Origin of the sequence: Halorubrum sp. SP9 (assembly GCF_005435015.1) — an archaeon.
Classification (GTDB): domain Archaea; phylum Halobacteriota; class Halobacteria; order Halobacteriales; family Haloferacaceae; genus Halorubrum; species Halorubrum sodomense.
In genome coordinates this window covers 1-25886 of record NZ_SGXU01000026.1, presented here as the reverse complement: position 1 = coordinate 25886, position 25886 = coordinate 1, and the positions used below count along the sequence as shown (strand labels likewise).

Here is a 25886-nt window from a genome sequence, read left to right as displayed (position 1 = left end):
CCGTACGGGCGGCGGCGGGTTACGCCTGACGGGCGGCGAGCGGCGCCCGCTGACCCCCGACCATACTTCCCTGCGGGCGTCGAACCGTTCGTATGGAGAAACCGGACCGCGCTCCGCAGTCGGCGTCGGAGTCGTCATCCGAGTCTCCGTCGGCGTCGGAATCGGCACCGGGGTCGATGTCGGAATCGGCACCGGGGTCTTCGTCCACCAGCAGTCGCGCCGAGTGGCTCCTCGTCGCCGCGCTGCTCGCGGTCCCGATGGCGGTCGTCCCCGGCGACTCGACCCCGACGCTGGTGAGCCTCTGGGGATTCGTGACGCTCGGCGGCGACGCCGGGGGACTCGGCGTCGGCGGGTATCCGGTGTGGGCGTACTTCCTCGACCAGCCGCGGCCGTTCGCACGGCTCCCGCCGTCGATCCGGGCGTGGCCGCTCGCGGTGGGCTTCCACCTGCTCGCGACCGGGAGCGCCACGAGCGGGGTCGCGATCGGACGCGAGGACCGCCGGGTGACGGGCGGCCTGCTCGTGCTCGCGGCGGCCGCGACGCTGTGGGTGGCGGCGGGGCTCGGCGTCCGGTTCGGCGTCGGCGCGACCGCCGGCTGGTTCGCCGTCCTCCCCGCGGGTGCGGTCGCGACGCTCGCCGTCGCGGTCGGTGCGTACGCGGGGGACCTCCGGCGAGTGGTCGTTCGCTGACCGCGATCCGGCGACGGCCGCCGACCTCCCGCGTCCGCTCCCCGGCCCTTTATCAGCTCGTGCGTGGTTTCGGACCGCATGACGACGCTCGTATCGGTCCTCTCCGTGACGACCGTCGCGGGGCTCGCGACCGGTCTCGGGGCGCTCCCCGTCTTTTTCCGGGCCCGGGTGACGCATCGCGTCTACGACGCCGCCCTGGGACTGGCGGCCGGGCTGATGGTCGCCGCCAGCGTGTTCGGCCTCGTGATCCCCGGCATGGAGGAGGGGACGCTCCGCGCGGTGATGGCGGGAGTCCTCCTCGGCGGCGGGGCGTTGCTCGGCGGGAACTACCTCATCCCGCACCTCCACGCCGAGTATCGGGAGTGGTTCGCGGAGGGCGGCGCGACCGCCGACGACGCCGCGGTGATGGAGCCGCCGGCCGAAGACTCGCTCGTCGAGCCCGACGAGGGGACCGAAGGGAGCGGCGCCGCCGGCGAGGGACCGACCGACGAGGGGAAAGGAATCCTCGCCGAGCGCGAGTCGTCGCTCCGGAAGGCGCTGCTCATCGGCGGGGCGATCACCCTCCACAACGCGCCCGAAGGCCTCGCCATCGGCGTCGCGTTCGCGTCCGGCCTGAACGAGGTGGCGCTGTTGCTCGCGGTCGTGATCGGCCTCCAGAACGTCCCGGACGGGTTCGCGTTCGCGGTGCCGATGGCCGAGACGGGCATGTCGAACCTCCGGGTGGTCTGGTACACCACCCTCTCGGGGGTCGTCCCGCAGGTCGTCGCGTCCGTCTTCGGCTACTCGCTCGTCGGGCTCGGGTCCGGGCTGTTCCCGTTGTCGTCCGGGTTCGCGGCCGGGGCGATGCTCGCGGTCGTCTTCCGGGAGCTGATCCCCTCCTCGCACGGCCACGGGCACGCCGACGCCGCGACCGGGGCGTTCCTCGTGGGGTTCGTCCTCCTCGTCGTCGTCGACGCCGTCGTCGTGGTGTGAGCCGCACGGACGCGCGACGCCTTTTCAACGCGCCAGTCCCTGCCTCCGACCATGTCCACGACCGTGTCGACGCCCGAGGGCGACGAGACCTGCGCGTACTGCGGCTCGCGGATCTTCGACCACGATCCGATCTGCGTGCGCGACTGCGACGACGGCTGCGGCTCGCCGTCGTACTTCTGTAACTACGCGTGCCTCGCGGCGCACGTCGACGAGAACGACCTCACCGCGGGGAACGCCTGCGAGTGGTCGCCCGGGGAGTAGGAGGACCGGTCTGCGAGGGGTCCGTCCTCACTCGTTCCGCGGGCTGCTCGGGTGGTAGTCGGTGTCGTACTCGCCGGGGTTCCCGTCGACGCGGTCGGGGTTGATCCGGCCCGCGAGCAGCATGAAGTCGAGGACGGTACAGTAGAGCATCGCCTCGACGACGGGGACCGCCCGCGGCGGGAGGACCGGGTCGTGGCGGCCGACGACCTGGATCTCCTTCTCCTCGCCCGTCTCCCAGTCGGCGGAGCGCTGCTTCTTGGGGATCGAGGTGGGCGCGTGCCACGTCGCCTCGCCGTAGATGGGTTCGCCCGTGGTGATCCCGCCCTGGAGCCCGCCGTGGTCGTTCCCCTCTGGGACCGGGTCGCCCTCGTCGCTCTCGACGTGGTCGAACGACTCGCCGTCGTCGAACGTCCAGTCCTCGTTGCGCTCGCTGCCCGTCACGTCGACGGCGTCTCTCCCGAGGCCGAACTCGACGCCGGTCGTGGCCGGAATCGAGAACATCGCCTGCCCGAGCCGGCTCGGGAACCCGTCGAACCGCGGGGCGCCGAGCCCGCGCGGGACGCCGCGGCACTCGAAGTAGATCGAGCCGCCGATGGAATCGCCCTTCTCCTGGTACGCCTCGATCAGCTCCTGCATCTCGGCGGCGGCCTCAGGGTCCGCGCAGCGCACGTCGTTCTCCTCGCTGCGTTCGAGCAGCTGCTCGAAGCTCACCGCGTCGGCCTCGACGTCGCCGATCCGGTTGACGTGGCCCTTGATTTCCACGTCGTACTCGGAGGCGTCGAGGACCTGTTCCGCGACCGCGCCGGCCGCGACCCAGTTCACGGTCTCGCGGGCGGAGGAGCGCCCGCCGCCGCCCCAGTTGCGCGTGCCGAACTTCGCGGAGTAGGTGTAGTCGCCGTGCGAGGGGCGCGGCGCGGTGACGTACGGCTCGTACTTCCCCGAGCGCGCGTCCTTGTTCTGGATCACCATGCCGATCGGCGTCCCGGTGGTGTAGCCGTCCTGAACGCCGGAGTTGACGACGACCTCGTCGGGCTCGCCCCGCGAGGTGGTGATCATCGACTGCCCCGGCTTGCGCCGGTCGAGCTGCGTCTGGATCGCCTCCTCGTCGAGCTCGACGCCCGCGGGCACGCCGGAGACGGTGACGCCCATCGCGTCGCCGTGGCTCTCGCCGTAGGTCGTCAGCTGGAAGAGTCGGCCGAACCGGTTCCCGTTCATACCGGTACGTGTGGCCGGGGGCATATAGGGGTTGCAATCCGCGCAACGGGTCTCGGTCCGGCGGCTGCCGGTGGCGGGCCGCTGACGGGTCGCGGCAGCGCCGCGGCGCGGCGGCTCGGCGGCTCGGCGCGCGACCGATGGGGGTATGTAACGGGACCCCGTTGGTCGGAGCGTGCGCGATCGACTCACCTCGGACCTCGGCGTGTACGCCCTTTCGGGCCTGTTCTCGCTCGTCGTCTTCGTCCTCGCACTCGGCATCCTCTCGCGGACGCTCCCCGACGGGCTCGCGAGCCGACAGCTCGGCGGCCTGATCGTCGGCTACCTGTTGTTCGTCGGCGTCTACACGACGGCGTGGTTCATCTACACCGGGATCGACAGCCGCGAAGAAGTCTGACGGGGCGTTTCGGTCGCCTCCCGGTTCCGCTTCCGGACGCCCGGATCCGCCTGCCGAACCGTTTTCACGGCGCCGCGCGACGGGGCGCGTATGAGTCGAGACACCATCGCCTTCGACGTCGACGACCGCGGGGTCGCGACGATCACGATCGACCGACCCGAACAGCTCAACGCGCTCACCGTCGAGACGCTCGAAGCGGTCGAGGGCGCGCTTGACGAGGCGGCCGACCGCGACGCCCGCGTCCTCGTGATCGCCGGCGCGGGCGACGAGGCGTTCGTCGCGGGCGCGGACATCTCCTACATGATCGATATGTCGACCCCCGAGGCGCAGGCGTACGCCGAGCTCGGCCACCGCGTCGCGGAGGCCATCGAGACGTTCCCGGCGCCGACGGTCGCCGCGGTCGACGGCTACGCGTTCGGCGGGGGCTGCGAGCTCGCGCTCGCCTGCGATCTCCGGGTCGCGGCCGAGAGCGCGGTCCTCGGACAGACCGAGATCGACCTCGGCATCATCCCGGGCTGGGGGGGCACGCAGCGGCTCCCGGCGCTCGTCGGCGACGAGGTCGCCCGCCGGTTGATCTTCCTCGGCGAGCGGATCGACGCGGCCGAGGCGGCCGAGGTCGGGTTCGTCGGCGAGGTCGTCGCCGACGCCGAGTTCGACGACCGGATCGACGAGCTGGCCGGGGAGCTGGCCGCGAAGCCCGCGACGGCCCTGCGCGCCGCGAAGGAGGCGCTCAACGCGGCCGGCGAGGGCGCGGGCGCGACCGGGCTCGCCCTCGAACGCCGGGCGTGGGCCGGTCTGTTCGGCACGCACGACCAGCGCGAGGGGATGGAGGCGTTCCTAGAGAAGCGCGAGCCGGAGTTCGAGTAGGACGAGGCTCGAACCGCAGTGGTTGGCGCGCGCCTCCGAGCGGCCGCCGAAGGCGGCTGCGAGGAGCACGCGCGAGGGAGTCGCGAACGCCCGCAGGGCGTGAGCGACGAGGCTGGGGAGGCGTGAGGTGCGGAGCGGTGCTGTGCTGGGCGGGGCTCAAAGGGGCAGTCGCGAGGACGAAGACGCGCGACGCAAGCACTGGAACGAGGGAGCGCCAGCGACCGAGTGAAGCGCACAGCGAGCGCATCGAGTCCTCGCGACTGGGGCTTTGGCGGTGTTGGCTGGAGCGTCATCGCTCGTCGCGTGCCGTGTCCTGTACCGTGCGATCGAGGTTCACGGAATCGGGGGATCGCCACGCTTTATTAATCCGCCCGAGTACCCGCGACATGGACCAGTTGCGGCAGTCGCTCCTCGACGCGCCGATCATCGAGAAAGGCGAGTACCAGTACTTCGTCCACCCGATCAGCGACGGCGTCCCCATGCTCGAACCGGAGCTGCTCCGAGAGATTGTCATCCGGCTGATCCGGAAGGCGGACTTGGAGAACGTCGACAAGATAGTCACCCCCGCGGCGATGGGGATCCACATCTCGACCGCGCTCTCGCTGATGACCGACATCCCGCTCGTCGTCATTCGCAAGCGCCAGTACGGCCTCGACGGCGAGGTCCCGCTGTTCCAAGAGACAGGGTACTCCGAGTCGGAAATGTACATCAACGACGTAGAGGCGGGCGACCGCGTGCTCGTCTTAGACGACGTGCTCTCGACGGGCGGCACGATGAAGGCCATCCTCGACGCGCTCACCGACGAGGTCGGCGCGGAGATCGTCGACGTCGTCGCCGTGATCAAGAAGGCCGGCGAAAACGAGCTCGACGACACCGACTACAACGTGAAGACGCTGATCAACGTCACCGTCGAGGACGGCGAGGTCGTGATCGTGGACGCGCAGGGCGACGAATAAATAACCGCTGTCGGTGATGCGGGAAGCGCCGCGAAGGCACCGGCCGCTTGTTTATAAATTACTGCTCGTTCGGCGAACGTCTCCAAAGCCCCAGCCGGGAGGCGCGCGCACGCTCGCTGCGCGCTTCACTCGGTCGCTTACGCTCCCTCGTTCCAGTGCTTGCGTCGCCTGCGCGCGCCTCCCGGCTGCCCCTTTGAGTCCCGCCCAGCACAGCACCTCACACCTCCCCAGCCTCGCGGCTCCCTCCGCGTCGCTCCGGTCGCCGCGTCCAGCGAGGGACCGTCGGTCTCTCACTACTCGCGCCCTGCCGGGCGCTCGGAGGCGCGCGCCGACCGCACCGCCGCGGTCAATTATAAACCCCGCGCCGTCCCTCGTCGCTGCCGGGCGCGGGCGTCTTTTGTGTCGCGGCCGCGAACGGGGAAGCGAACATGACCAGCGCGCTGTTCGTCGTGAGCGAAGAGGGGTACTGGGCCGAGGAGTGTATCGAGCCGCTGACCACGCTCGAATCGGAGGGCGTCGACGTGACCGTCGCGACCCCCTCCGGGTCGCCGCCGGTCGTCGACGAGCGCTCGCTGGACCCGGAGGCCGCGGGCGGCGAGGAGGTCGTCGCGGAGTACCGCGAGATCGACGCGGAACACCCCGAACTGACCGACCCGGCGCCGGTCGCGACGGTCGACGCCGCGGACTACGACGCGGTCGTCTTCCCCGGCGGCCACGGCACCGTCTGGGACGTGAACCAGGACCGCCACGCCCGACAGCTGCTGCTCGACGCGGTCGCGGGCGAGGATGGCGTCGCCCTCGTCGTCTGCCACGCGGTGGGTATCCTCGCGTTCACGAACGAGGCCGACGGGACGCCGCTCGTCGAGGGACGCGCAGTCACCGGATTCCCGAACGAGTGGGAGGCGGACATCGTCAACGAGGACGACGTGATGCCCGACGGCCGGAAGCTCCCGTACTGGGTCGAAGACGAGGTCGTCCTCGCGGGCGCCGACTTCGACGCCGAGCTCGACGCCGACGAGAGCGTCACGGTCGACGGCGACCTGATCACCGCCCGCGGTCCGGGCTCCTCGTCGGCCGCGGCCGCGACGCTGCTCGACGAGCTGTAGGCGCGCCGCTCTGCGGTCGCGGCCCGCCCTCTCCCGCTATCGGATCACGAACGCCGGCTCCTCGATCCGCTCGCTCCTACACTCGGGACACCGCGACGGGTCGTTGACCGGGTCGTCGAAGCCGTCGAACCCGCAGTCGCGGCAGGTCGGCGGCGCGACGAGGAACTCCTCGTCCGCGCCCCCGCCTCCGTCGCCGTCGGGTCCGTCGCCGTCGGTCACCGACCGCGAGACGTGTTCGAGGTGCTCGTACACGACGGGCGTCGGCAGCGACAGCGTCTCCGCGAGGTCGCTCGCGGTCCGGGGATCCTCGCGGAGCGCGTCGGCGATCCGCTGGCGGGTCGTCTCCATGGGCGGGATTCGACGGCGACGAGCAAAACCGTCCGGGATCGCGACGCCGAGCCGAGGCGTCAGCGGCACGCGCGACCGCGACCATGACACGGGCACAAGAGGTATGTCACCGGGGTGAGAGGGAGTGGGTATGAAAGCCGTCGTACTCGCGGGTGGCTACGCGACCAGACTGTGGCCGATCACCGAACACCGGCCGAAGATGTTCCTGCCGGTCGGAGAGAACACCGTCATCGACGAGATATTCGAGGACCTGGAGGCGGACGACCGCGTCGACGAGGTGTTCGTCTCGACGAACGAGCGCTTCGCCGACACGTTCGCTGAGTACCTCGCCGACAGCCCCTTCGAGAAGCCGACGCTCTCGGTCGAGGAGACGGTCGAGGAGGACGAGAAGTTCGGCGTCGTGGGGGCGCTCGAGCAGCTCGTCGACCGCGAGGACGTCGACGACGACCTGATCGTCGTCGCCGGCGACAACATGATCAGCTTCGACCTGGCGGACTTCACCGACTTCTTCGAGGACAAGGGGGCGCCGACGCTGGCCGCCTACGACGTGGGCGACCGCGAGCGCGCGAAGTCGTACGGGCTCGTCCAACTGGACGGCGACGAGGTGATCGACTTCCAGGAGAAGCCCGCCGACCCGCAGTCGACGCTCGTCTCCATCGCCTGTTACGCGTTCCCCGCCGAGACGCTCCCGAAGCTCACCACCTACCTCGCGGACGACAACAACCCGGACGAGCCGGGCTGGTTCCTCCAGTGGCTCCAACAGCGCGGCGCGGTCCACGCGTACACCTTCGACGGCGCGTGGTTCGACATCGGCACCGCCGACAGCTACCTCGACGCCGTCGAGTACGCGCTCGACGGCGAGACGCTCGTCGCCCCCGACGCGACCGTCGAGGGGAGCGACCTCGGCGACGTCGTCCACGTGATGTCGGGCGCGACGGTGACCGACTCGACGCTCGAGCGGGCCGTCGTCTTCGAGGACGCGACGATCACCGACTCGGAGGTCCGCAACTCCGTGATCGACACGGGTGCCGTCCTAGAGGGCGTCGACCTCACGGGCGCGCTGATCGGGTCGTACACCTCGATCACCGAGGGCGACGACTTTTAGACGCCGCCGCTGTGATCGGTCTCTCCGGCTACGGTCAGTCGTCGACGGCACCCGCCTGCGCGTGCGTGTGGTGATAGCAGTCGAACGCGGGGTCGCCGTCGTCGGTCGCGGGGTGGAAACAGACCCGTCGGTAGCGCTCGTTGTCGAGTAAGTTGGCCACGAACCCGTCGGTGTGCCGGGAGACCGACTCGTACGGGTCGCCGCAGGCGGGGCAGGTCGCCGGCGGATCGTTGGGAACGTACATACGCGGTCGGGGACGGAGTTACGTTCGCGATCCGGAAAAACGGCCCCGCTGAGACGCGGCGGTCGGGGAGTCGGCAGTCGGAGATCGTCAGGATCCGTTCGAGCCGTCGCCACTCCCGCCCTCGACACCGAGCGCGTCGAACAGCTTCCGGCGGACCGCCTCCTCGGTGAGGTGGAGGAGCGTGTCGCGGCTCTCGCCGCTCGCCTCGATGCCGGTGAAGATGCCGAGCGGGATCTCGAGCGACCCCTGCGTGGAGTGGCCGGCGGCGTCGCCCATCTCCGAGAACGCCTCGTCGAGGACGTTGCCGATGTTCAGCCGGATGTCCTTCGAGCGCGCGGCGAGGTAGATCTTCTCGTCGGCGATGCCCAACACGGCCGTCGTCGTGATCCCCTCTAAGTTGAGGAGGTGTTGCGCGGCCTGCGCGAGCGCCTCGCGGTCGCGGATGAACCCGGCGGTCGAGAAGAGGTGACTCCCCTGGACCTCGCGGTTCTGGATCGCCTCCGCGAGCACGTCCAGGGTCTCCGGGCTCATCGACGGCGACTCCACCTGTTCGAGCGTGTCGTGGTTCGCGAACGGGTGGAGGTACGCGGCCGCGGTCAGATCTGCGGGCGTCGTGTCCCGCTTGAAGTCCAGCGTCTCGGCGCGGATCCCGTAGAGGAGGGCGGTCGCGACCGCCTCCGAGGGCGACTGGTCGAACTCCTGGAGGTACTTCGTGAGGATCGTGGACGTCGAGGAGACGTTGGTGCGCACGTCGACGAAGCGCGCGTCGAACGGCACCTCCGACTCCAGGTGGTCGAGGTAGACGTCGATGCCGACGCCGAGGTCGAGGTCCTCGGCGGCGGCCTTCGCGAGGTCGACCGCGGCGACCGTCTCGTACTCCGAGAGCGGCGGCGCCTCGGAGCGCGCCAGCAGGTCGATCCCGAGGAGATTGACGAACGCCCGGTTCTCCTGGTGACCGACGTCGCCCGAGTAGATGATGTCGGCGTCGACGCCGAACGCCTCGGCGATCGCCTGGAGCGCGGTCGCCGAGGCGATCGAGTCCGGCTCCGGGTTGTCGTGGGTGAGGATCGCCATCCGGTCGCCGCCCTCCTCGATGATCTCCGCGAGCTGGCGGGCCATGTACTCCAGTTCGCCGGTCTCCAGCGACTGGAGCGCGCTGTCCGCGATCACCGTCGAGGGGTTGATCACGACGTCGGCGCCGCGCTCCCGCAGCTCGTCCTCGCTGACGGGGTCGGAGGCCCGGACGACGACGTAGTGGTCGCCGCCGGTGTCGCGTATCGCGGAGACGGCCGCCTTGTTGGCCTCGACGTCGCTGGAGAGGATCAACACGATATCTCGGCCGTCGAGTTCGTCGACGACGTCGGGCTCGGCGATGTCCTGAACGCGCGCGTTGAGGTCCTGATCGCGGAGCGCCTCGACCCGGCTCTCGTCGCGGTCGAGGATGAGGACGTCCTTCCCGCGCTCGGTCAGTTCCTCAGCGACGGCGTGCCCGACGCTCCCACAGCCGAGGATGGCGTACCGGGTCCGCGCGGATCCGGATGCCCCACTACTCATTGAAGGGATTTCCGCGGCACGACACTTAACGAGTGCGCTCTCGCGGCCCCGCCGGGCCGGAACCGGGTGCCGCCGCGGCGGCCGCGCGGAACGGTCTCTGTGCCGCCGTCGTCACGGAATGAAAAGGTCTTTTAACTCGACAGCGGTACGATTCAGTGAGGGCCGGTAGCTCAGTTAGGGAGAGCGACGGACTCTTAATCCGTCGGTCGCGTGTTCAAATCGCGCCCGGCCCGCTCCTTCACCGAACTATTCTGAGTCGTATAGATGGCATGACGGTAGCCTGATCGACTCAGATCTGGCGTATTCGCGGGTAGAGTTCGTTTGGTGACCGAACGGTGCGCCCTCACGTGTGGCATCTAAGTCATAGTTGGCGCCCATTCGTCATAAAGTTGTTCCATATCCAACATACTGCGTGGGAGGCCACTACGGTAATTCTGAACCGACGATGACTGGTCTGCCCAAACTCATACTCAACAGTTGTAGTTGGTGGACAGTGGTAGACAACTAATTAACCAACGACGGGACCATTGGCAACTTCTGTTGGTTAGTTTTGACTAGTTGGGTTCCTTATCAGCGACGCCACGTTACCGCAGTGTCGAGGGTATGCCAGCAGATAGGAAACTCAACAATCACTCAGCGCGACCGCGACATCGGGCGGAGTAGTTGCCAGATATCTGGACTAGTAGATTGATCTCTACCATCTCTCGATAGGTTTGACGATCATCAAACTGGTGCTAATATCGTTTGGACACACTTCGTCAGAGGATATCATCAGTTGTTTCCGCCTCTCTGAGTCGACCTAACTCGGTGTAGCGTAACGAGTACGGGACCCGGCTTTCGAATGGGATCGGATCCATGAGTTCGTAGAGCGACCTTGGCTCAAAGATAACGACCTTCTGGTTCTGATCAAACTCAGCCTGTTCCCCGGCATAAGACTCAACAGTGCGTGCGAGCGTGGCGCTGTTAGCTGGAACTATCTCTTTGACCCGTGCTACATATTGAACCGCTTGAACGTCATCAGAGACGTATATCGCGACGTACTCTGGGTTCTGATTGATACTCACGAATCCCCAAGCATTGTTCTCCTTCAGGAATTGGACGCCTGATTTCTGCGAAGGAAATACCGCGACAGTCGCATCATCCTCACCTTTGAGCTCCTCACGCGATAGTGTGCCCTGAACTGCGTTCGCCCCCGTTTTTGGACCGTCCCAGTTGCTCTCTCCACCGTCATTGTCTGGTTGGTTACTAGTTGACGTATCGTCCCCAGAGTTACCCTGCTCCCGGAACTCGATCACATCCTGAATTAGCCCAACTAGCTGGCCGACGTCTACAGCGTTAATCGGGAGAAGGACGTCGACAACCTGGTCATGCCGTAGCCCCGAGTCGGCTTGTATCTCAAGCAAGTCTAATAGACGCTGGGCGGTTATTACGCGCATGCGATCCCTGTACTTCGAGCCAAGAATTGTCTGGGAGACCGTTTCCACATCACCATTACCGACCACGTAGAGTCCGTACACCTGCTCCCTGTCTAATCCTTCATTCTCAACCAGCTCCTCCATGTAGTCTCCTGCTTGCTCTGGTCCAATCGAGAAGGCAGTTGACTTCTTCGTCTCAACGACTAGGTGTGTCTCCTCACTCGTTGCCGTCGAGACCCAATGTCCATCGTACCCAATAGTCCCGCTCACCCCTTGATAAATTCCGTATTCAATCTCAAAACCAAGTCGTCGCCCAATATTGTTGACGAGGTCTTGGAGGGCACGATTGTGATAGGAGTCACTTCCGTCGATTGCCTCCTGTAGATACGACTCGATCTCCTCCGTCGTCGTCTGCTCATCCTCAATTATCTCTCGAAACTGCTGACTTGCCCTCGAATCGTCCGTCCAATCACCAGCTAGATTCACGATCCGTTCCAGCGTGAGCTCAACCATTATTTTCCTAATTAAGAGAGCAGTCGCTTATTTTTATCCTTACATAATTGAGATTGAATCTGACTATATGATTTACAGGTTCATATTTTTCAGACGCACTCTGTAGTCCCTACCTGACACCCGAAGTATGACAGCCCGGCATGTCGTGGATATGCCAGCAGAGGATTTCACTCAGCTCCGCCCCGAATTACCTACGCATTAACGACTGTGACTACAAGACTGCTATTACGGGCTCAGGTCCAGTGTTATCTAGTTGAGCAAGTCCGACGGAGTCAGCTGTCATGACAGTGTTTCTCCCTAGGATACGAGTATTTCATGTTCTACACATCTGTGCCAATCATGAATCTGTGCTTAGCGCTATATCCCTCGTCCCCGAATGTAGTCATCCGTGTCTTCAATCAGCCGTCGCACTTTGTGTTCATTTGGGGCAGTCTGATTCGCATGAGCGCAGTCGTTGCGGATAGATGCTAGAGTTTTCAACGAACTGAGCGTTGTCTGCTCGATGACATCAGCTTTGTAGAGGGTGTCTGCGAGATCTCTGATCCCATCGTCATGGTTGTAATCGAGTTCGACATCTGCCTCCTGGCACATCGTCAATAGATGGCGTTCGAGTGCGACTCCTGCTGTGACTCCACTTGCGCGAGGTAGTCCCTCCTGAAGCAAGTCCCTTGCCTGCTGTACCTCGTCTTTTGAGACAGACTTTGAGATCTGCTCTTTGACTCTGAAACGCTCCGCACTGATCTTCCGTGGAATTGCGTTTACGATTCCGCGTTGTGTAATAAAACAGTCGTGTGCCGTACTATAAACTCCCATCCCCGTCGTATTATTCGGAGACACCTGTAACGTAATATACTTGTAAAATTCTGCCCGTGCTTCATCAAAATTATCTAACTCTGATTCAATATACTCTGTAACAAGTACTCGAGAGCCGGAATACCATTCTTGATACGCTTCCAGAATCTCACGTTGGGACTCCTTCTGTTCTGTAGTTGGAGTTTCCCATCCCTCGATATACATCCCACGCGTCCCACTATTGTAATCTACTTGTAATTGCTTGAAGAACGACTCTGTGTTCTCAACAATATGAATATAGAGCGTGGATATGTCCTATGAGAAGTATCCACTTACTCATTCAAGCAGTAGAAACAGAATTTTCCTACAACAATCTTGCCGATGCTAATTGATTATTTCCACCAAACAGTCATAGCTCCGAACGCTCGGAGGTCCAACCCTCTCGATTCAAGTAGAACCCGTCCCGCAGGTCACTCAGACGGATTATCCGCCTCAGCCAATTCCTCATCTGTTTCTTCCGCAGGATCATTTAGAAACGTGTCTTGGTACTCACCGTCAACGACCCGATGCGCACGGACCTCGTAGTTCAGATGCTCTTGGCCGTACTCCGACCGATCCGGCGGATCATCCACGTACCGGAAACACTCAACAAAGACCGTGCGTGGATGTAGCTTTTCACGCTGATTCAGCTGGATGACGTCCACAGTATTCCAGACCTCCCAGTCCGTCTCCTCAACAAAACGGTCAACCAAGTCGTCTAGGTACTCTTTGCTGGCCTCGTAGTTAGCCGCCCCACCAAGTTCAGTATCATACGTCTCGTGATGCGGTGCCGGATCATCCAGTCGAGACGGCACCACCGGTGCCGACACACCGTGCTCATTCAATGTCTCCTCGACCTCTGCCCGGAGCTCATCATCAGCTCCCGGCGAAAGGATGACGCGATTGATCAGCGTATCCATATCGGCAGACAGGTTGACGTGAGACGGATTGTCCGGCCTGCTCTCGGGTGGCATCTCTTGGCCGTCCGTCCGGATTATCGGGTTGCCGCCCCGGTTTGTGAGCACCCGAAACTCTTGCTCGCTGTCGAACGTTCGATGTTTGTAGAAGTACAGGACGTATGGGATCCCGGTCGGCGTAAATTCCTCCTCGTAATCTAAGTACCGGACGATTCCCATATACAAATCCTCTTGATCAGGCGCGATGAATTCCTCTATCTGTCGGTACGTGGTCTCGATCGCTACTCCTCGACCACCTGCGTACGTCTCCCAGATCTCTGGGTCCTCATCCGTCCCGAGCCGCCAACAGCTCGCGTAGTAATTCTCACGCGCCGCTTCACCCGCCTGTTCCATTCCGCTGGCAAGATCCATCTCCTCGCCATTTTTGAGAATCATCGATTCGGTTCGCTCCGAACGCTGCCTCTCGTGATCACGAGCTGGTTCAGAGGCCTGGCCCTCGCGTTCTTCGTATCCCTCGGCTTGGCCGGCTCGGAACCCGTTTTCGAGTGTGTCAGCGAAATGTCGGAGGGGTTTGTAGCGCCGGATGATCATCTGGTCTGAAGGTATCATCCACTCGGTGTTTTTGCCGGTCACCGGGCGGCGGGAGGAATTACCTGATGTCATTTCCTTCGAGTTATCCTGTCACTACTTGTAGGCCACGACGATGAGGCCCAGTACGAACATTCGGTGTCATGGCTTTCGAGGAGCGAAAACCAGTCAAAGAGCGTCTCAAAAGGTAGTGCTATACACAAAACCGCAGTAACCCCCACTTGTTTAATACAATAGCACGTCCTCGAAAACGTGAGCGAAAACGGACCCTCAGACGCAGCAATCTACGCCCGAGTTTCGACATCGGATCAGGACGTGTCTCGCCAGCTCGACGAGGCGCACGAGCATTTGGAACGTCTCGGTGTGGAAGACATCGAGGAGTATCCAGAGATCGTCTCCGGTGCCGCCGACACCGACACTCGCGAGGTCTACAACCGACTCCTCGACGATATCGAGAGTGGAGAGTTCGATCTCGTGGTCGTTCACGAGATCAGCCGGCTCTCTCGCCTCGGCCCGACTGAGATTCACGAATTCATCCAGCACTGTTTGGAACACGACACCGGCGTCGAAGCCCTCGACGTCGGACTGAAGATTCATGTCGACGACGGCGAACTCCAGCAGACGATATACAGCATGGTCGCTCGGTTGATGGGCGACCTCGCCCAGATAGAACACCAACAAAAACTCCAGCGGATACGGTCGGGCGTCCACGCCGCACAGTCCGCCGGAAAGTGGACTGGGAGACCGCCTGCGGGGTTCGTCGTCGAGGATAGCTACCTCCGCGTTGATCCGGCCGAGTTCCTACACGTCCGCGAGGCCCTGGCTCGTGTCGATTGCGGTGAGTCGTTCGCGACTGTTGCCGGCGACACCGGCATCGCCGAGTCGACGCTCCGGAGTCTCCACCAAGATCGGCGCGACCTCTACCTCGGCGGAGAAGCTGAAGACGACCGCGTCAACGAGGCGCTCACCGACGTCCGCCCGCTACAGGATGCGCGTGCCGAGGATCCCAACCTCGAAGAGCTGCGCGAACGTGTTGAGCGGTTAGAGCAGGCCACCGATATTGACGCCTGACATACACCCTATCCCCTTTACCCTGAACCGCGCGTGCGTGTCATATTGTAATTGCGGCGGGGGTGTGATAAAAGAGTCGCTACGATATTCACTTCGAGAATTAACAGCCAAATCAGCTGATAAAATGTGCCTGCGAATTGACCGTACTGAACTCTGGCGATTCGGATCCCGTTCCGAACACGGTGAAAGAGGCGAGTCGCGCATGTAGTACTACCACGTACTAATCCACCGTCTTGACGCCGGTAATCGCAAATCGTGCGCCCCCCGAGATACTCTCCGTAACCTGTATCTCCCAATCGTGGCCGGTAACAATCTGCTGGACGATATTCAACCCAAATCCCGTCCCGTCCGGGTTCGTCGTGAACCCGGTCTCAAAAACTCGATCACGCTCTTCGGGTGGAATTCCAGGTCCATCATCGGCGACTGAGAAGCCGTCCGACTGTGCTTCGACGGTTACCTCTACGTCTGCCCCGGCGTGTTCGATAGCATTTCGGAATAAGTTCTCGAACAATTCTCGTAATCGGGACTCATCCGCAAGTATCTGGGTACCGGAGCCTGCCAACCGCAGGTCAGCGTCGATCGTTGCGACTGAGTCCCAGGCTTTCGTCACGGTGTCGAACAACGACACTGGGTCTGTCTCCCCGACCGGTGTGTTCGTCCGTGCGAGCTGTAACAGCTCAGACACCAGCGAATCCATCCGTTCAAGCGCGTTGTCAACGAGAGTTAGCTCATCGCGGTCGATGTCTGCCTGTAGTATATCGACATAGCCCTGCGCGACGTTGAGCGGATTCCGAAGGTCGTGTGAGACGAGCCCGGCGAAATTCTCCAGACGTTCGTTCTGCTGTTGAATTTCACGCTCCTGCGCCTTGCGTTCAGTAATGTCTTTGATCGTCCCAAAGTGGTACGGCGCCCCGTCAATCGTTCGCTGCGTCGTGACCGTCGCCACGGACACGCGGTTCCCACTGTACTCATGGACAGTCTCCGCCTGCCGTGTGTCACGTCAGCGAATGAGCTCCAGTACGCGTCGAACGTGTCGGGGTCGACCTCGGGTGCGACCTCCCAAATCGCTACTCCGACTAGATCGGCCGGCGTGACTGAGAACAGCTCAGCGTAAGAGTCGTTCACGTAGATATACCGACCGTCTTGTCCGTATATCCCGACGCCGACGCCGACTGCCTCGACCATCTGCTGGAAAAACTCGGAGGAGAGATCATCCGATTTCGAGTCGCCGTCGCTCATATGCCGTACTCTCTGTCGGCTGGTTACTTACTCTTTGCTAGGTCCGAACCGACTGATGAGCGCTTTACCTGCCCTGAACGGTCCCATCTGATCTGACCGACATCTCTTCGTACTGCCCTGTCTGAAAAAGTCCATAATGTTATAATGTTCAGGCCCCTAACCAATGTAATCGTGAACTGAATGAACGGTATTCACGTTCTCCACATAGACGACGAGCCCGGTTTCGCGGAGTTAGCCACCGATATGCTGGAACATCAAGACGATCGGTTCACCGTTGAAACCGCAACGAGAGCCAGCAAAGGGCTGGATCGACTTACTGCGAACGACTTCGACTGTGTAGTTTCTGACTACGATATGCCAGGACAAAATGGCATTGAGCTCCTCGAAACTGTCCGCGAAGAACACGGGGACATACCATTCATTCTCTATACAGGTAAGGGGAGTGAAGCGGTTGCTAGTGATGCGATCTCGGTTGGCGTCACAGACTATCTTCAAAAAGAGAGCGGTACGGGCCAGTACCTCGTGCTCGCAAACCGCATCAGAAACGCCGTCGAAAAGTATCGGACCCAGGCTGAACTGGAGGACAGAGAGAAACGGCTTAACCTGTTTTTCGAGGAATCCCCGATGGGAGTCGTCGAATGGGACGAGAATTTTGATTTCGTCCGACTAAACGATACCGCCGAGGACATTCTCGGCTACAATGAGACCGAACTCAAAGGAAAGTCTTGGGAGAAGATCGTCCCTGAGTCCGATCAGGATCCGGTCGAAGAAGTGGTCTCAGACCTCCTCGAAGCCGAGGGCGGCAACCACAGTTTCAACAAGAACGTCCGGAAGGACGGTCAGCGAATCATCTGTGAGTGGCATAACCGGGTTGTAACTGATGAAAACGGCGAGGTCGTCACAATCTTCTCGCAGTTTCAAGACGTTACTGAACGCGAACAGCGCCGAGCAGAATTACAAGAGTACGAGACGATCATCGATTCAGTGACCGATGGAGTGTATGTCGTCGACGAGGAAGGGCGGTTTACTTACGTCAATGACGAGCTCATTGAGTTGGTCGGGTACGAGCGGGACACAATCCTCGGACGCAGGCCATCACTCATCAAAGACGAGGATAGCGTCAAACGGGCGGAACACTACTTAGGACAGTTGCTGTCGAGTGAAGGTCCAGAGTCAGCTACGTTTGAGGTGACATTACAACCGCGTGATGGCGAGTCAATCATCTGTGAAGATCATATGAGTGTCCTTCCGTATGAAGGGGAGCACTTCGAGGGGTCAGTCGGGACACTCCGAGATATCACGGAGCGCGAAGAACGCGAACGGGAACTCGGACGACAAAACGCCCGTCTCGAAAAGTTCGCTAGTGTCGTTAGCCACGATCTTCGAAATCCACTAAACGTTGCGGAGGGGCGAGTCGAACTGGCGCAAGCGGAGTGCGACAGCGAGCATCTCGACGATGTTGAGAGCGCACTGGAGCGGAGCCAAGCACTAATTGATGATCTGTTGACGCTGGCACGGGAAGGGAACCGAGTGGACGACATCGAAGCCGTTGAGTTCGGAACGCTAACCAAGAATTGCTGGCAAAATGTCTCGACCGGCGAGGCAGCGATCATGGTTGAAATTGATCAGACAATTCGTGCTGACCAAAGCCGTCTTCAACAGCTCTTAGAAAACCTGTATCGCAACGCCATCGAACACGGTGGCGGCGACGTAACTGTCACCGTGGGGGCCCTCCCAAACGGATTCTATATTGAAGACGACGGTTCGGGGATCCCCACCGATGAGTGCAACAACGTGTTCGACGCGGGGTACTCAACTACAGACGACGGTACAGGATTCGGCCTCAATATCGTCGAAGATATTGTCGATGCGCACGGCTGGGAGATTCAATTAGCTGAGGGGTCTGGCGGGGGTGCGCGCTTCGAAATTACCGGCGTTGAATTCAGTGCTAAATAGAATCGCTGAGTCTTATACACCACTTGTGATTGGTTTTAGACACGTTCACACCACTGGCGGTACCTGTTGTCCCTGTACTGAGCGATCCAACCAGCTGGCTGTTTGAACAACTTCTGTGCGAAACATGTGTCCTATATCTCGCATGACTATTCCAATATTCCACTGAGTCGGTAGGATCCTTGGCGATCATAAATGAATATGTGTGATAAAGGATATTTCGACAGAGCCAAGATCCTCAACCGGCATATCCGCTTGGGAGTCCAGCCTGATATCGCCGTTCACCGGAAGAGGATGTCAACATTACCAGTAATTATTTGTCATCATACCGCATTCTCGTTATTATGGAGGCTATCCAGCTCGTGTACGTGGGTGGATTCGGCCTCGCTGCGATAGCTTGCTTGTTAAGTGTTCGACGCGTGTCTCAGGTCACAGATGCTGACACACAGCGCGGTCTCAGTGCTTTACTAGTCCTAAATGGTATCTGGGCACTCACTCATATCGGTCGCGTCTCTCCTCTCTCAGCCACTGGACAGATAGCCTTCTATCTCGTTGGACTGGTTGTAGGACTCGCAACCGTTGGAGCGTGGCTATATTTTTGTTCCGCATACACCGGTCACGACTACCACCGTCGGCCGTGGATACGCAAAACATCGATTAGTGTCTACCTTAGTATTGTTCTGATTAAACTTACAAATCCCATCCATGGGATGTACTTTGACACGACCACCACGACACAACCGTTCGCACATGTGGTGGTTGGACTCGATACAATCCACTGGATCGTAACTGGATTTTCATATGCGCTCGCGTCAATCGGTTTCTATCTTATTTTTGAGATGCTCGACAATTCGACGTCTGAGGTCCGTTCGTTAGGTGTAGTTGTCGCGACAACGGCGTTACCGATCGTGTTCTATGTGAGCAGTCTCACAGATACTAGCGGGCTCATCACACTTCACTACGAACCACTTGGAATCGCTGTGTTTGCTATTGGGGTGCTTTTTGTGGTCGACGACGAGTTCGCTGCCACTCCACGGTTCTGGCGTACGCAGATCATCGATGATATTGACGAAGTAGTTGTCGTGACTGATGATGACGGATATGTCCGTGATTATAATCAGCGGGCAAGTGAGTTATTCTCAGGGCTAGCCGAGGTGAAAGGCAGACCGCTGGCTGAAACCTTGCCAGAATTAAAACAAATTACAGCCAGTGAAGACAATATTATGACTATTTGCGGTCAAAATGATGAAACTGTACGGTATTTTTACGTTACTAACACAACACTAACCCAGGTCAATACAGACGTTGGGCAGGCTATTGTGTGTACAGATGTAACCAGCGCCGAGCAGCAGCACCGAGAGCTCAAACGGAAAAATGAGCAACTTGAGTATAAAAATGAGCAACTCGACAACTTTGCCAACGCGATAACACACGAGCTACGGAATACGCTCACAATTGCTGGGGGGTACCTAGAAGAGATCTCAACACAACGGGCAGCGGTTACTACCACATCTGGTGGTGAAGCTGTTGAATCGATAGAGGAAGCACACGATCGGATGGAACGTATTGTTACTGATCTAGCAAGGCTGGCCCGAAGTGAGTATAGGATTGGTGAGACCGAGATATGCTCACTAACGACGATAGTTGAGGCTGTACACAACCACACCGATCCAGATACACTGTTGGTTGATATTAATACAGATGTGACAGTAGAAGTAGATCGTGCGCTGTTCACCGAACTCTACATAACTGCTGTTCAGTTCGCTGACTTGTACGGCGCGGACAGACTAACAATAGGTGCCGACGAGGGCACAGTCACATTCACGACAGACAGCGATCCGATACCAACAGAGGTTCTCGATGGTGTGTTTCGTTACGGTGAAGCAACGCCATCCGCAGAAACCGGAATGTTGTTCCCAACAATGGAGACGATCGCCAGAAGCCATGGCTGGTCAGTCGACATCGACTCGACGTATCGAGATGGTGTTCGGATCGAGATCTGTGGCGTTGAGATGTGGTCCGATAATAAAGGACAGTGTTCGAAGAACTAATTGATATCGACTAACGGAAGTAAATAGTAATCTCAGTACCGGCAGGCAGACACTTATCAACGTGAATATGCCCAGAGTGGTAACCAGCGGTATTCTCTCAAATAAAAAGATTGATCTACGGGTGGCAGACCGTTACATTCTGGTGATTGAGTGGTCCAATATGGTTTCTCTTCTGGCCCACGGCCCCGGTCAAAAACTATCGAGAAGATTACGACGCAACGAATTCAACATCCGTGATTTCGAAGCGTGCCCCACCATCACTCCCATCTGTAACATGAATTTGCCAGTCATGAGCAGTAATGATCTGTCCGACAATACTTAATCCAAACCCGGTTCCGTCTGTTGATTGCGAATAGCCTGCCTCAAAGACATCATCACGCTCATCGGGGGAGATTCCTTGGCCATCGTCCTCGATGTAGAATCCATTGGCTAACTCTCCAACTGTCACCGTCACATCTGTTTGACCGTGTTCGACTGCATTCCGAAACAGATTCTCAAACACCTGCTTGAGGCGACTCTTATCAGCTTGTATATTCCCATCAGTATTATCAACTAATGTTGCTTGATTTGTCTTGACAGTCTCCCAGCATTCGTTAGTTAGCGCGGCAAGATTGACCGCCTGAGTGTCGGTCACTGCTTTTCCTTCTCTAGCTAATGCTAGCAGGTCACCAATCAGCGCTTCCATCCGCTTGAGCGCTTTTTTTAGTCCATTGATATGCTCGCTGTCGCATTCATCCGATAATAATTCAAGCCGCCCAGTAGCGACGTTGAGCGGGTTCCGTAGGTCATGTGAGACAACACTTGCGAACTCTTCAAGTTGCTCGTTTGTGCGTTTCACCGACTCACGTTCTGAGATATCAATATACATCGCTACTGTCCCGACGGTGTCTCCATCTACTGTACGGCGAGGTACCGAGCGCAAAATTGTCTCGGTGATCTCACCGTCGGCAGCAACTAAATCACGCTTCTCATCAGTGAACTCTCCAGCAAGCGACTGGGCATACCCTCCTGATTGGAGTTTGTCCGCCGATTCAGATGTATAAAACTCCGTGAGTTCACACCCAATTACTGTATCCGCATCGTAGCCAAGTGTGTCCACAAATTGACCGTTACAGTCCTCGATAACCGGTCGACCACCCTCTGATCGAGTCAAAACCGTCATGACTGGCGATTCCTCGAATAGCGTTCGGTACTGCGATGCGTACTTGATCGCCAACTGCTCTAGTTCCTCAGTTTGTGCTGCCAACTGCTGTTCGCGTTCTATCTGTTCGGTGATATCTGTCGTGATACCGGCGAGACGTGACGGGCTGCCAGTCTCGTCATCAAGCACGTCAAGACTGGCCCGTACCCAGCGCATACCGCGGTCAGGATGGTCAACACGGAATTCTTGTTTAATTGGCCACTCTGGTGATTTGGACCGCTGGGCCTCCACCTGCTCGAGTAACTCATGCTTATCATCAGGATGGACGTGTCGGAGCCAAGCCATCGGGTCATCATAAGCCTCCTCGGGTGTAATCCCATAGATTCTCCTGACTGCCGGGTTCACGTACGAGGTTTCAGAATAATCGGCTGGTAACAAGAAAAACGCATCTTGGACATTGCCCGCGAATCGCTCAAACTGGTCACGAACCGTCCTCAGCTCTTCTTCCCGTGCTTTGCGTTCGGTGATGTCTTGAAACGTTCCTTGGACAGCAACAACTGTGTCACCATCAGATACTGGCTCTCCGAGTGTGCTGATCCAGCGTGTGCCGCCGTCGCCTGTGACAATCCGTAACTCTAGATTGTACGGTTCGCCTCCTGTTGTGAGCCGGTCGAACGCGTCACGCACTTTTTCTCTATCATCCGGATGATAGAACTCAACGGCATCTTCAATCGTCACGTCGGCATCCGGTTTCAGTCCGTGGATACGATACACTTCATCCGACCAACGCAGTGTCTCAGACTGTAAGTCAAACTCCCAGCCGCCAATGTGTGCGACTTCTTGTGTGTCTCGAAGGAACTGGCGACTCCGTTTAAGCTCCTGTTCTCTCTGTTTACGTTCGGTTATATCGCGGTACAGCCACAAGTGTGCATCTCCCGCAGGCAGGGTGTACGGAACGTAATCGCGCTCAACCACATGACCGTTTACAAGTGTGAGCTCCTCATTGCGAACCGGTTCTCGGCGTTCAATTCGGTTGGTGACATCGTCAATAAATTGTTGAGGATCTACAAATAGCTCCTTGAGCTCTTCAGCGGCTGTAGCACAGTCACGCCCAATCAGTTGATCACCAGTTGCGGGCACACCAAGCGTCTCTCCGAGCAGGTCATTCGCCATTAGTACATCCCGTTTGGCATCTTCGACTAGCACACCCACCGGAAGATTTTCGACAATGGTTCGGAGGACGGTATTAGTCTGCTCTAGCTCCTGCTCGCGCTTTTTACGACTCGTGATATTTTGATTCGTACAAATGACGTTGCCGTCATCAAGCAACGAGAGTGCAACTTCTTGGTAGACTTCGGTCCCGTCGCATCGTTTGCCTACAGTCTCGCCCCGCCATTCACCCTCGCTTTCGAGTACTGGGAACACCTCCTGCTCAATCCGAACAGTCTCGTTGTCGCCGTACAGTCGCCGCCAGCTGCTACCGAGTAGCTCATCGGCGTCATAATCAAAGACATCGGCGTGAGCTTGGTTCATGTAAGTGTATTCAAGATCCTCGTTTAGGATCGAGATCCCGTCCATAGCCGCTTCCATAGCAGCTGACTGTCTCTCAAGTTCGGCTTCTCGTTCCTTGCGCTCGGTAATATCTGTTGAGACACCGAGAACGGCTTTGCCGTCCGTCTTAACCGGGTCATACGGAATCTTTGTTGTCTCTAAGACCCGCGTGTTACCGTCTGCGGTCGTCAGCTGCTCTTCAGGAATATGTGTTGGTTCGCCGGACGAAATAACGGTCCGATCGGCAGCGCGAAACTGTTCTACCTCTATTTTATTATCAGCAAAATCGGCATCTGTCGACCCTTCAAGTTCGCTAACTGTAGCCCCATAAGCGTCGGCAGTGGCCTTGTTTGCCAACAAGAACTCGCCGACTTCATTTTTAACAAAAACGAGCTGTGGGAGCATATCAATAATCTGGCGTAATCGGTCATGACTCGCTTGTAACCGCTCTCGTTGCCGGTAGCTCTCTACCGCGTTACGAATCTTATTTGCAAGAACAGCATAGTGGCCCATTCCAGATCCCTTTTGAAGATAGTCTGTGACGCCGGCAGCGATTGCATCGCTTGCGACTGCTTCGCTCCCTTCGCCAGTGTACAATATAAACGGCAAGTTCTGATAATCCTCACGTACGGCATCAAGAAATTCGATGCCGTCTTGATGTGGCATTTGATAATCACTCACAATACAGTCAAAATCAGTTGTATCGAGTCGCTCTAGCCCTTCGCTAGGGCTCATCACTATCTCAACAGTGAATTGGGGCGCTTGTTTTGAGAGCATCTCGGATGTCAGACCCGCGAAGGCGGAGTCATCATCAACATGGAGGATAGAGATTCCTGTTGATTCAGTCATGTACTTGAAACTGTTATTATGTAATATATCGTTTTGGAAGTAGTTTTCACACGAGATATTTGACCAACCTGACCATCGATACCACGCCTTGGATATCGACGATACCATTGTCCAAAGTGTTATTCAAATAGAAAATTGACAAAGGTTTATACATGATTTTGTCAATAAACAAGTGTTGACAGATTCGATCACTGCCGAGTTCGGCGCCATGGTCGACCTCAGTCGGTCAACGAGCAGTACGCCGAGCCGTGGGCGTATCGCGGTGACGCCTACACAGATTCGCGTCCAGGCCGGGGAAGTAGCACGCCGGGTCGACATGAATGAGGTTTTCGATATTGTACGGGATGTTTCGATGGCCGCCGCTGCCGACTCGACGGAGACTGTCACGCTGGCGTTCGACAGCGGAAACCGGCGCGAGACGCTCGCCATGCGGGCCGACGCTGCGACGCTCGTGAAGTTCCAGCGTCTGCTTTTCAAACAACTGCTCGTCGACGTCCAGGTGTCTGTCTCCCACCGACGCGCGGACGACCAAACTGACGACAGACGATCCTGTCGACTCGCCGTCTCAGCCACAGCGATACGACTCAAACCGACAGATGGCGGCGATCGGATCACCGTTGACCGGGACGACATCGCTCGATTCAGTCTCTCGGGAGCCGATGCACCGGTAGTCGTCTTGTACCTGAACGCGCCGGACCGGACCGAACGGATCAGCGTCCAGTTTCCATCGTTTCGCCTACTGAACCTCTTTGGCCGGTACCTTCGCGCTGACCTGCTCGCGGTCGATGCGCTCGGGTCGGTGTCGGACGGGAACGGTCCCATCGAGTTACTACTCGTTGACGATGACGAACAGAGCCTTGAGATGACCCGCGTCTTCTTGAGCGAACAGTCAGACCGACTCTCGATAACCGAAGCGACGAGCCCTCTGGCAGCGCTCGAACGTCTCTCTGAACACCCTCACGTCGAGCAAATCGACTGTATCGTCAGCGACTACAAGATGCCGGGTATGAACGGTATCGAGTTTCTCAACGCTGTTCGAGACCGCCATCCGGCGCTGCCCTTTATTTTGTACACTGGACGGGGCAGCGAGGAGGTAGCCAAGCAGGCAATCCTCGACGACGTGACTGACTACGTTGAGAAGGACGTCGGCCCGAAACAGTACGAAACTCTCATCGAACGGATCAAGAAGGCTGTTCGGTGACCGGCGGTCCGATCGACTTGCTATTTTTTCTGGTGAGGAAGAAAGAGTTCCGGGTAGATCCATAGAGTAATCAACAATATCCTACAGAAGAGCGTATTTCGAATCTAGTGCTCGGAGGGTAAAGAGCTGTATTATATTATATATTTGAAAACTAGAATGTCAACAGAGCCAGCAAGATGACTGTCACTCTGTATTGCCACCATCACCTACTACCTTGACCGAACTACCTGCCTGCGCTCCGGCATGTTCACCCGCTATATCGATAACCCGGTTAGGGTCCGCATCAATAGTGAACCCGCTGAGCCGGTCTTGAAGCTTCCCCGCTCGTTCTTTGAGATTGTCTGCATTCTGAGAGACCTCCGCAAGCGACGATGTTTGTTCTTCGGCTGCTGCGGAAACATTATCCGACTCGCTGTTCACCTCATTTGCCGCGTGAGCGACCTCCTCGACGATGCTTACGACCTCCTCCGTAGAGGCAGCTTGGCTGTCTGTTGCGTCACTAATCTCCTGAATACCATCATTCACGCCTTCGACAGTGGTCGTGATCTCATCGAGCACAGCGAGAGCCGACTCAACCGTGTCTGCGCCCGAACGAACCTGTTCCTGCATTAACTCCATATCCCCAACGGCTTCACCAGAGGTAGACTGTACACGTTCAATCCGCTCGGTGACGTCATCAACCGCCTCCGCTGTCTCCTCTGCAAGCTCTTTCACTTCGTCTGCCACTACAGCGAACCCGGACCCGGCCTCACCGGCACGAGCCGCTTCTATCGAGGCATTCAGCGCAAGCAGGTTCGTCTGTTCTGCTCTGTTGAATCCGCAGAAGGCGACGGGATAGCGTCGCTCTGAAGGTGG

General features: G+C 59.0%; 22 protein-coding genes, 1 tRNA gene and 1 pseudogene. 13 read left to right on the top strand and 11 right to left on the bottom strand.

Annotated features, from left to right (window positions below; genetic code table 11):
• The first annotated feature begins 92 nt into the window (after window positions 1–92).
• The 3 genes from EXE45_RS12905 to EXE45_RS12895 all read left to right on the top strand — a co-directional run bounded on the left by EXE45_RS12905 (window position 93) and on the right by EXE45_RS12895 (window position 1922).
• Window positions 93–689 carry a TIGR04206 family protein gene (locus EXE45_RS12905; RefSeq protein WP_092921929.1) on the top strand — a complete coding sequence of 199 codons (597 nt, stop codon included), beginning with the start codon at window positions 93–95 and terminating at the stop codon, window positions 687–689.
• 78 nt (window positions 690–767) lie between these two features.
• Window positions 768–1661: a ZIP family metal transporter gene (locus tag EXE45_RS12900; RefSeq protein ID WP_137694565.1), complete on the top strand. Its 894-nt coding sequence runs from the start codon at window positions 768–770 to the stop codon at window positions 1659–1661.
• Between the two features lie 51 nt (window positions 1662–1712).
• Window positions 1713–1922: a hypothetical protein gene (locus EXE45_RS12895; RefSeq protein WP_092921933.1), complete on the top strand. Its 210-nt coding sequence runs from the start codon at window positions 1713–1715 to the stop codon at window positions 1920–1922.
• 27 nt (window positions 1923–1949) lie between these two features.
• Here the strand turns inward: EXE45_RS12895 and aroC are convergent, their stop codons facing one another.
• Window positions 1950–3137, bottom strand: a complete 1188-nt coding sequence (aroC, locus tag EXE45_RS12890; RefSeq protein WP_092921935.1) for a chorismate synthase — start codon at window positions 3135–3137, stop codon at window positions 1950–1952.
• Between the two features lie 172 nt (window positions 3138–3309).
• On the opposite strand from aroC, the gene EXE45_RS12885 reads away from it, so the two are divergent.
• From EXE45_RS12885 to EXE45_RS12870, 4 genes are all read left to right on the top strand, one after another.
• Window positions 3310–3531: a hypothetical protein gene (locus tag EXE45_RS12885; protein WP_092921938.1), complete on the top strand. Its 222-nt coding sequence runs from the start codon at window positions 3310–3312 to the stop codon at window positions 3529–3531.
• Between the two features lie 90 nt (window positions 3532–3621).
• Complete coding sequence (locus EXE45_RS12880; protein ID WP_137694564.1) at window positions 3622–4398, top strand: enoyl-CoA hydratase/isomerase family protein; 777 nt, start codon at window positions 3622–3624, stop codon at window positions 4396–4398.
• Window positions 4399–4784: 386 nt separating this feature from the next.
• Complete coding sequence (gene hpt, locus EXE45_RS12875) at window positions 4785–5354, top strand: hypoxanthine/guanine phosphoribosyltransferase (protein ID WP_092921944.1); 570 nt, start codon at window positions 4785–4787, stop codon at window positions 5352–5354.
• 428 nt (window positions 5355–5782) lie between these two features.
• Window positions 5783–6460 carry a type 1 glutamine amidotransferase domain-containing protein gene (locus EXE45_RS12870; RefSeq protein WP_092921947.1) on the top strand — a complete coding sequence of 226 codons (678 nt, stop codon included), beginning with the start codon at window positions 5783–5785 and terminating at the stop codon, window positions 6458–6460.
• 36 nt (window positions 6461–6496) lie between these two features.
• On the opposite strand, the gene EXE45_RS12865 is transcribed toward EXE45_RS12870, so the two are convergent.
• Window positions 6497–6808, bottom strand: coding sequence for a transcriptional regulator (locus EXE45_RS12865; RefSeq protein WP_092921950.1), 312 nt, complete (start codon window positions 6806–6808; stop codon window positions 6497–6499).
• 130 nt (window positions 6809–6938) lie between these two features.
• On the opposite strand from EXE45_RS12865, the gene EXE45_RS12860 reads away from it, so the two are divergent.
• Window positions 6939–7913 carry a sugar phosphate nucleotidyltransferase gene (locus tag EXE45_RS12860; RefSeq protein ID WP_137694563.1) on the top strand — a complete coding sequence of 325 codons (975 nt, stop codon included), beginning with the start codon at window positions 6939–6941 and terminating at the stop codon, window positions 7911–7913.
• 34 nt (window positions 7914–7947) lie between these two features.
• On the opposite strand, the gene EXE45_RS12855 is transcribed toward EXE45_RS12860, so the two are convergent.
• Both EXE45_RS12855 and EXE45_RS12850 read right to left on the bottom strand, forming a co-directional pair.
• On the bottom strand, window positions 7948–8157 hold the full coding sequence (locus tag EXE45_RS12855) for a hypothetical protein (protein ID WP_137694562.1): 210 nt from the start codon (window positions 8155–8157) through the stop codon (window positions 7948–7950).
• Between the two features lie 87 nt (window positions 8158–8244).
• Window positions 8245–9711: a DHH family phosphoesterase gene (locus tag EXE45_RS12850; RefSeq protein ID WP_137694561.1), complete on the bottom strand. Its 1467-nt coding sequence runs from the start codon at window positions 9709–9711 to the stop codon at window positions 8245–8247.
• 159 nt (window positions 9712–9870) lie between these two features.
• On the opposite strand from EXE45_RS12850, the gene EXE45_RS12845 reads away from it, so the two are divergent.
• Window positions 9871–9944: transfer RNA gene (locus EXE45_RS12845), tRNA-Lys, on the top strand.
• A 525-nt stretch (window positions 9945–10469) separates the two neighbouring features.
• On the opposite strand, the gene EXE45_RS20495 is transcribed toward EXE45_RS12845, so the two are convergent.
• The 3 genes from EXE45_RS20495 to EXE45_RS12830 form a co-directional block, all read right to left on the bottom strand.
• On the bottom strand, window positions 10470–11639 hold the full coding sequence (locus EXE45_RS20495) for a hypothetical protein (protein ID WP_199233631.1): 1170 nt from the start codon (window positions 11637–11639) through the stop codon (window positions 10470–10472).
• A gap of 357 nt (window positions 11640–11996) precedes the next feature.
• Window positions 11997–12656, bottom strand: a complete 660-nt coding sequence (locus tag EXE45_RS12835; protein ID WP_137694560.1) for a hypothetical protein — start codon at window positions 12654–12656, stop codon at window positions 11997–11999.
• 245 nt (window positions 12657–12901) lie between these two features.
• Window positions 12902–14050, bottom strand: coding sequence for a hypothetical protein (locus EXE45_RS12830; RefSeq protein ID WP_137694559.1), 1149 nt, complete (start codon window positions 14048–14050; stop codon window positions 12902–12904).
• A 177-nt stretch (window positions 14051–14227) separates the two neighbouring features.
• Between EXE45_RS12830 and EXE45_RS12825 the strand changes: the two genes are divergently transcribed.
• The gene (locus EXE45_RS12825; RefSeq protein WP_199233630.1) at window positions 14228–15046 is read left to right on the top strand and encodes a recombinase family protein; all 819 of its coding nucleotides are present in this window, start codon (window positions 14228–14230) and stop codon (window positions 15044–15046) included.
• A gap of 220 nt (window positions 15047–15266) precedes the next feature.
• On the opposite strand, the gene EXE45_RS12820 is transcribed toward EXE45_RS12825, so the two are convergent.
• Together EXE45_RS12820 and EXE45_RS21350 are read right to left on the bottom strand one after the other, a co-directional pair.
• Entirely contained in the window at window positions 15267–15992 is a 726-nt protein-coding gene (locus EXE45_RS12820) for a HAMP domain-containing sensor histidine kinase (protein WP_241989482.1), read from the bottom strand.
• A 113-nt stretch (window positions 15993–16105) separates the two neighbouring features.
• Window positions 16106–16231 (bottom strand): annotated as a pseudogene (locus EXE45_RS21350) (PAS domain-containing protein); the annotation flags it as partial.
• Window positions 16232–16465: 234 nt separating this feature from the next.
• Between EXE45_RS21350 and EXE45_RS12815 the strand changes: the two are divergent.
• Window positions 16466–18241, top strand: coding sequence for a PAS domain S-box protein (locus EXE45_RS12815; RefSeq protein ID WP_137694558.1), 1776 nt, complete (start codon window positions 16466–16468; stop codon window positions 18239–18241).
• A 341-nt stretch (window positions 18242–18582) separates the two neighbouring features.
• Window positions 18583–20289: a histidine kinase N-terminal 7TM domain-containing protein gene (locus EXE45_RS12810; protein WP_137694557.1), complete on the top strand. Its 1707-nt coding sequence runs from the start codon at window positions 18583–18585 to the stop codon at window positions 20287–20289.
• Between the two features lie 208 nt (window positions 20290–20497).
• Here the strand turns inward: EXE45_RS12810 and EXE45_RS12805 are convergent, their stop codons facing one another.
• The gene (locus tag EXE45_RS12805; protein WP_137694556.1) at window positions 20498–23938 is read right to left on the bottom strand and encodes a PAS domain S-box protein; all 3441 of its coding nucleotides are present in this window, start codon (window positions 23936–23938) and stop codon (window positions 20498–20500) included.
• Window positions 23939–24005: 67 nt separating this feature from the next.
• Between EXE45_RS12805 and EXE45_RS12800 the strand changes: the two genes are divergently transcribed.
• Entirely contained in the window at window positions 24006–25031 is a 1026-nt protein-coding gene (locus EXE45_RS12800; protein ID WP_137694555.1) for a response regulator, read from the top strand.
• Window positions 25032–25214: 183 nt separating this feature from the next.
• On the opposite strand, the gene EXE45_RS12795 is transcribed toward EXE45_RS12800, so the two are convergent.
• Window positions 25215–25886: methyl-accepting chemotaxis protein (locus EXE45_RS12795; protein WP_241989481.1), on the bottom strand; the 672-nt coding region annotated here is incomplete at its 5' end.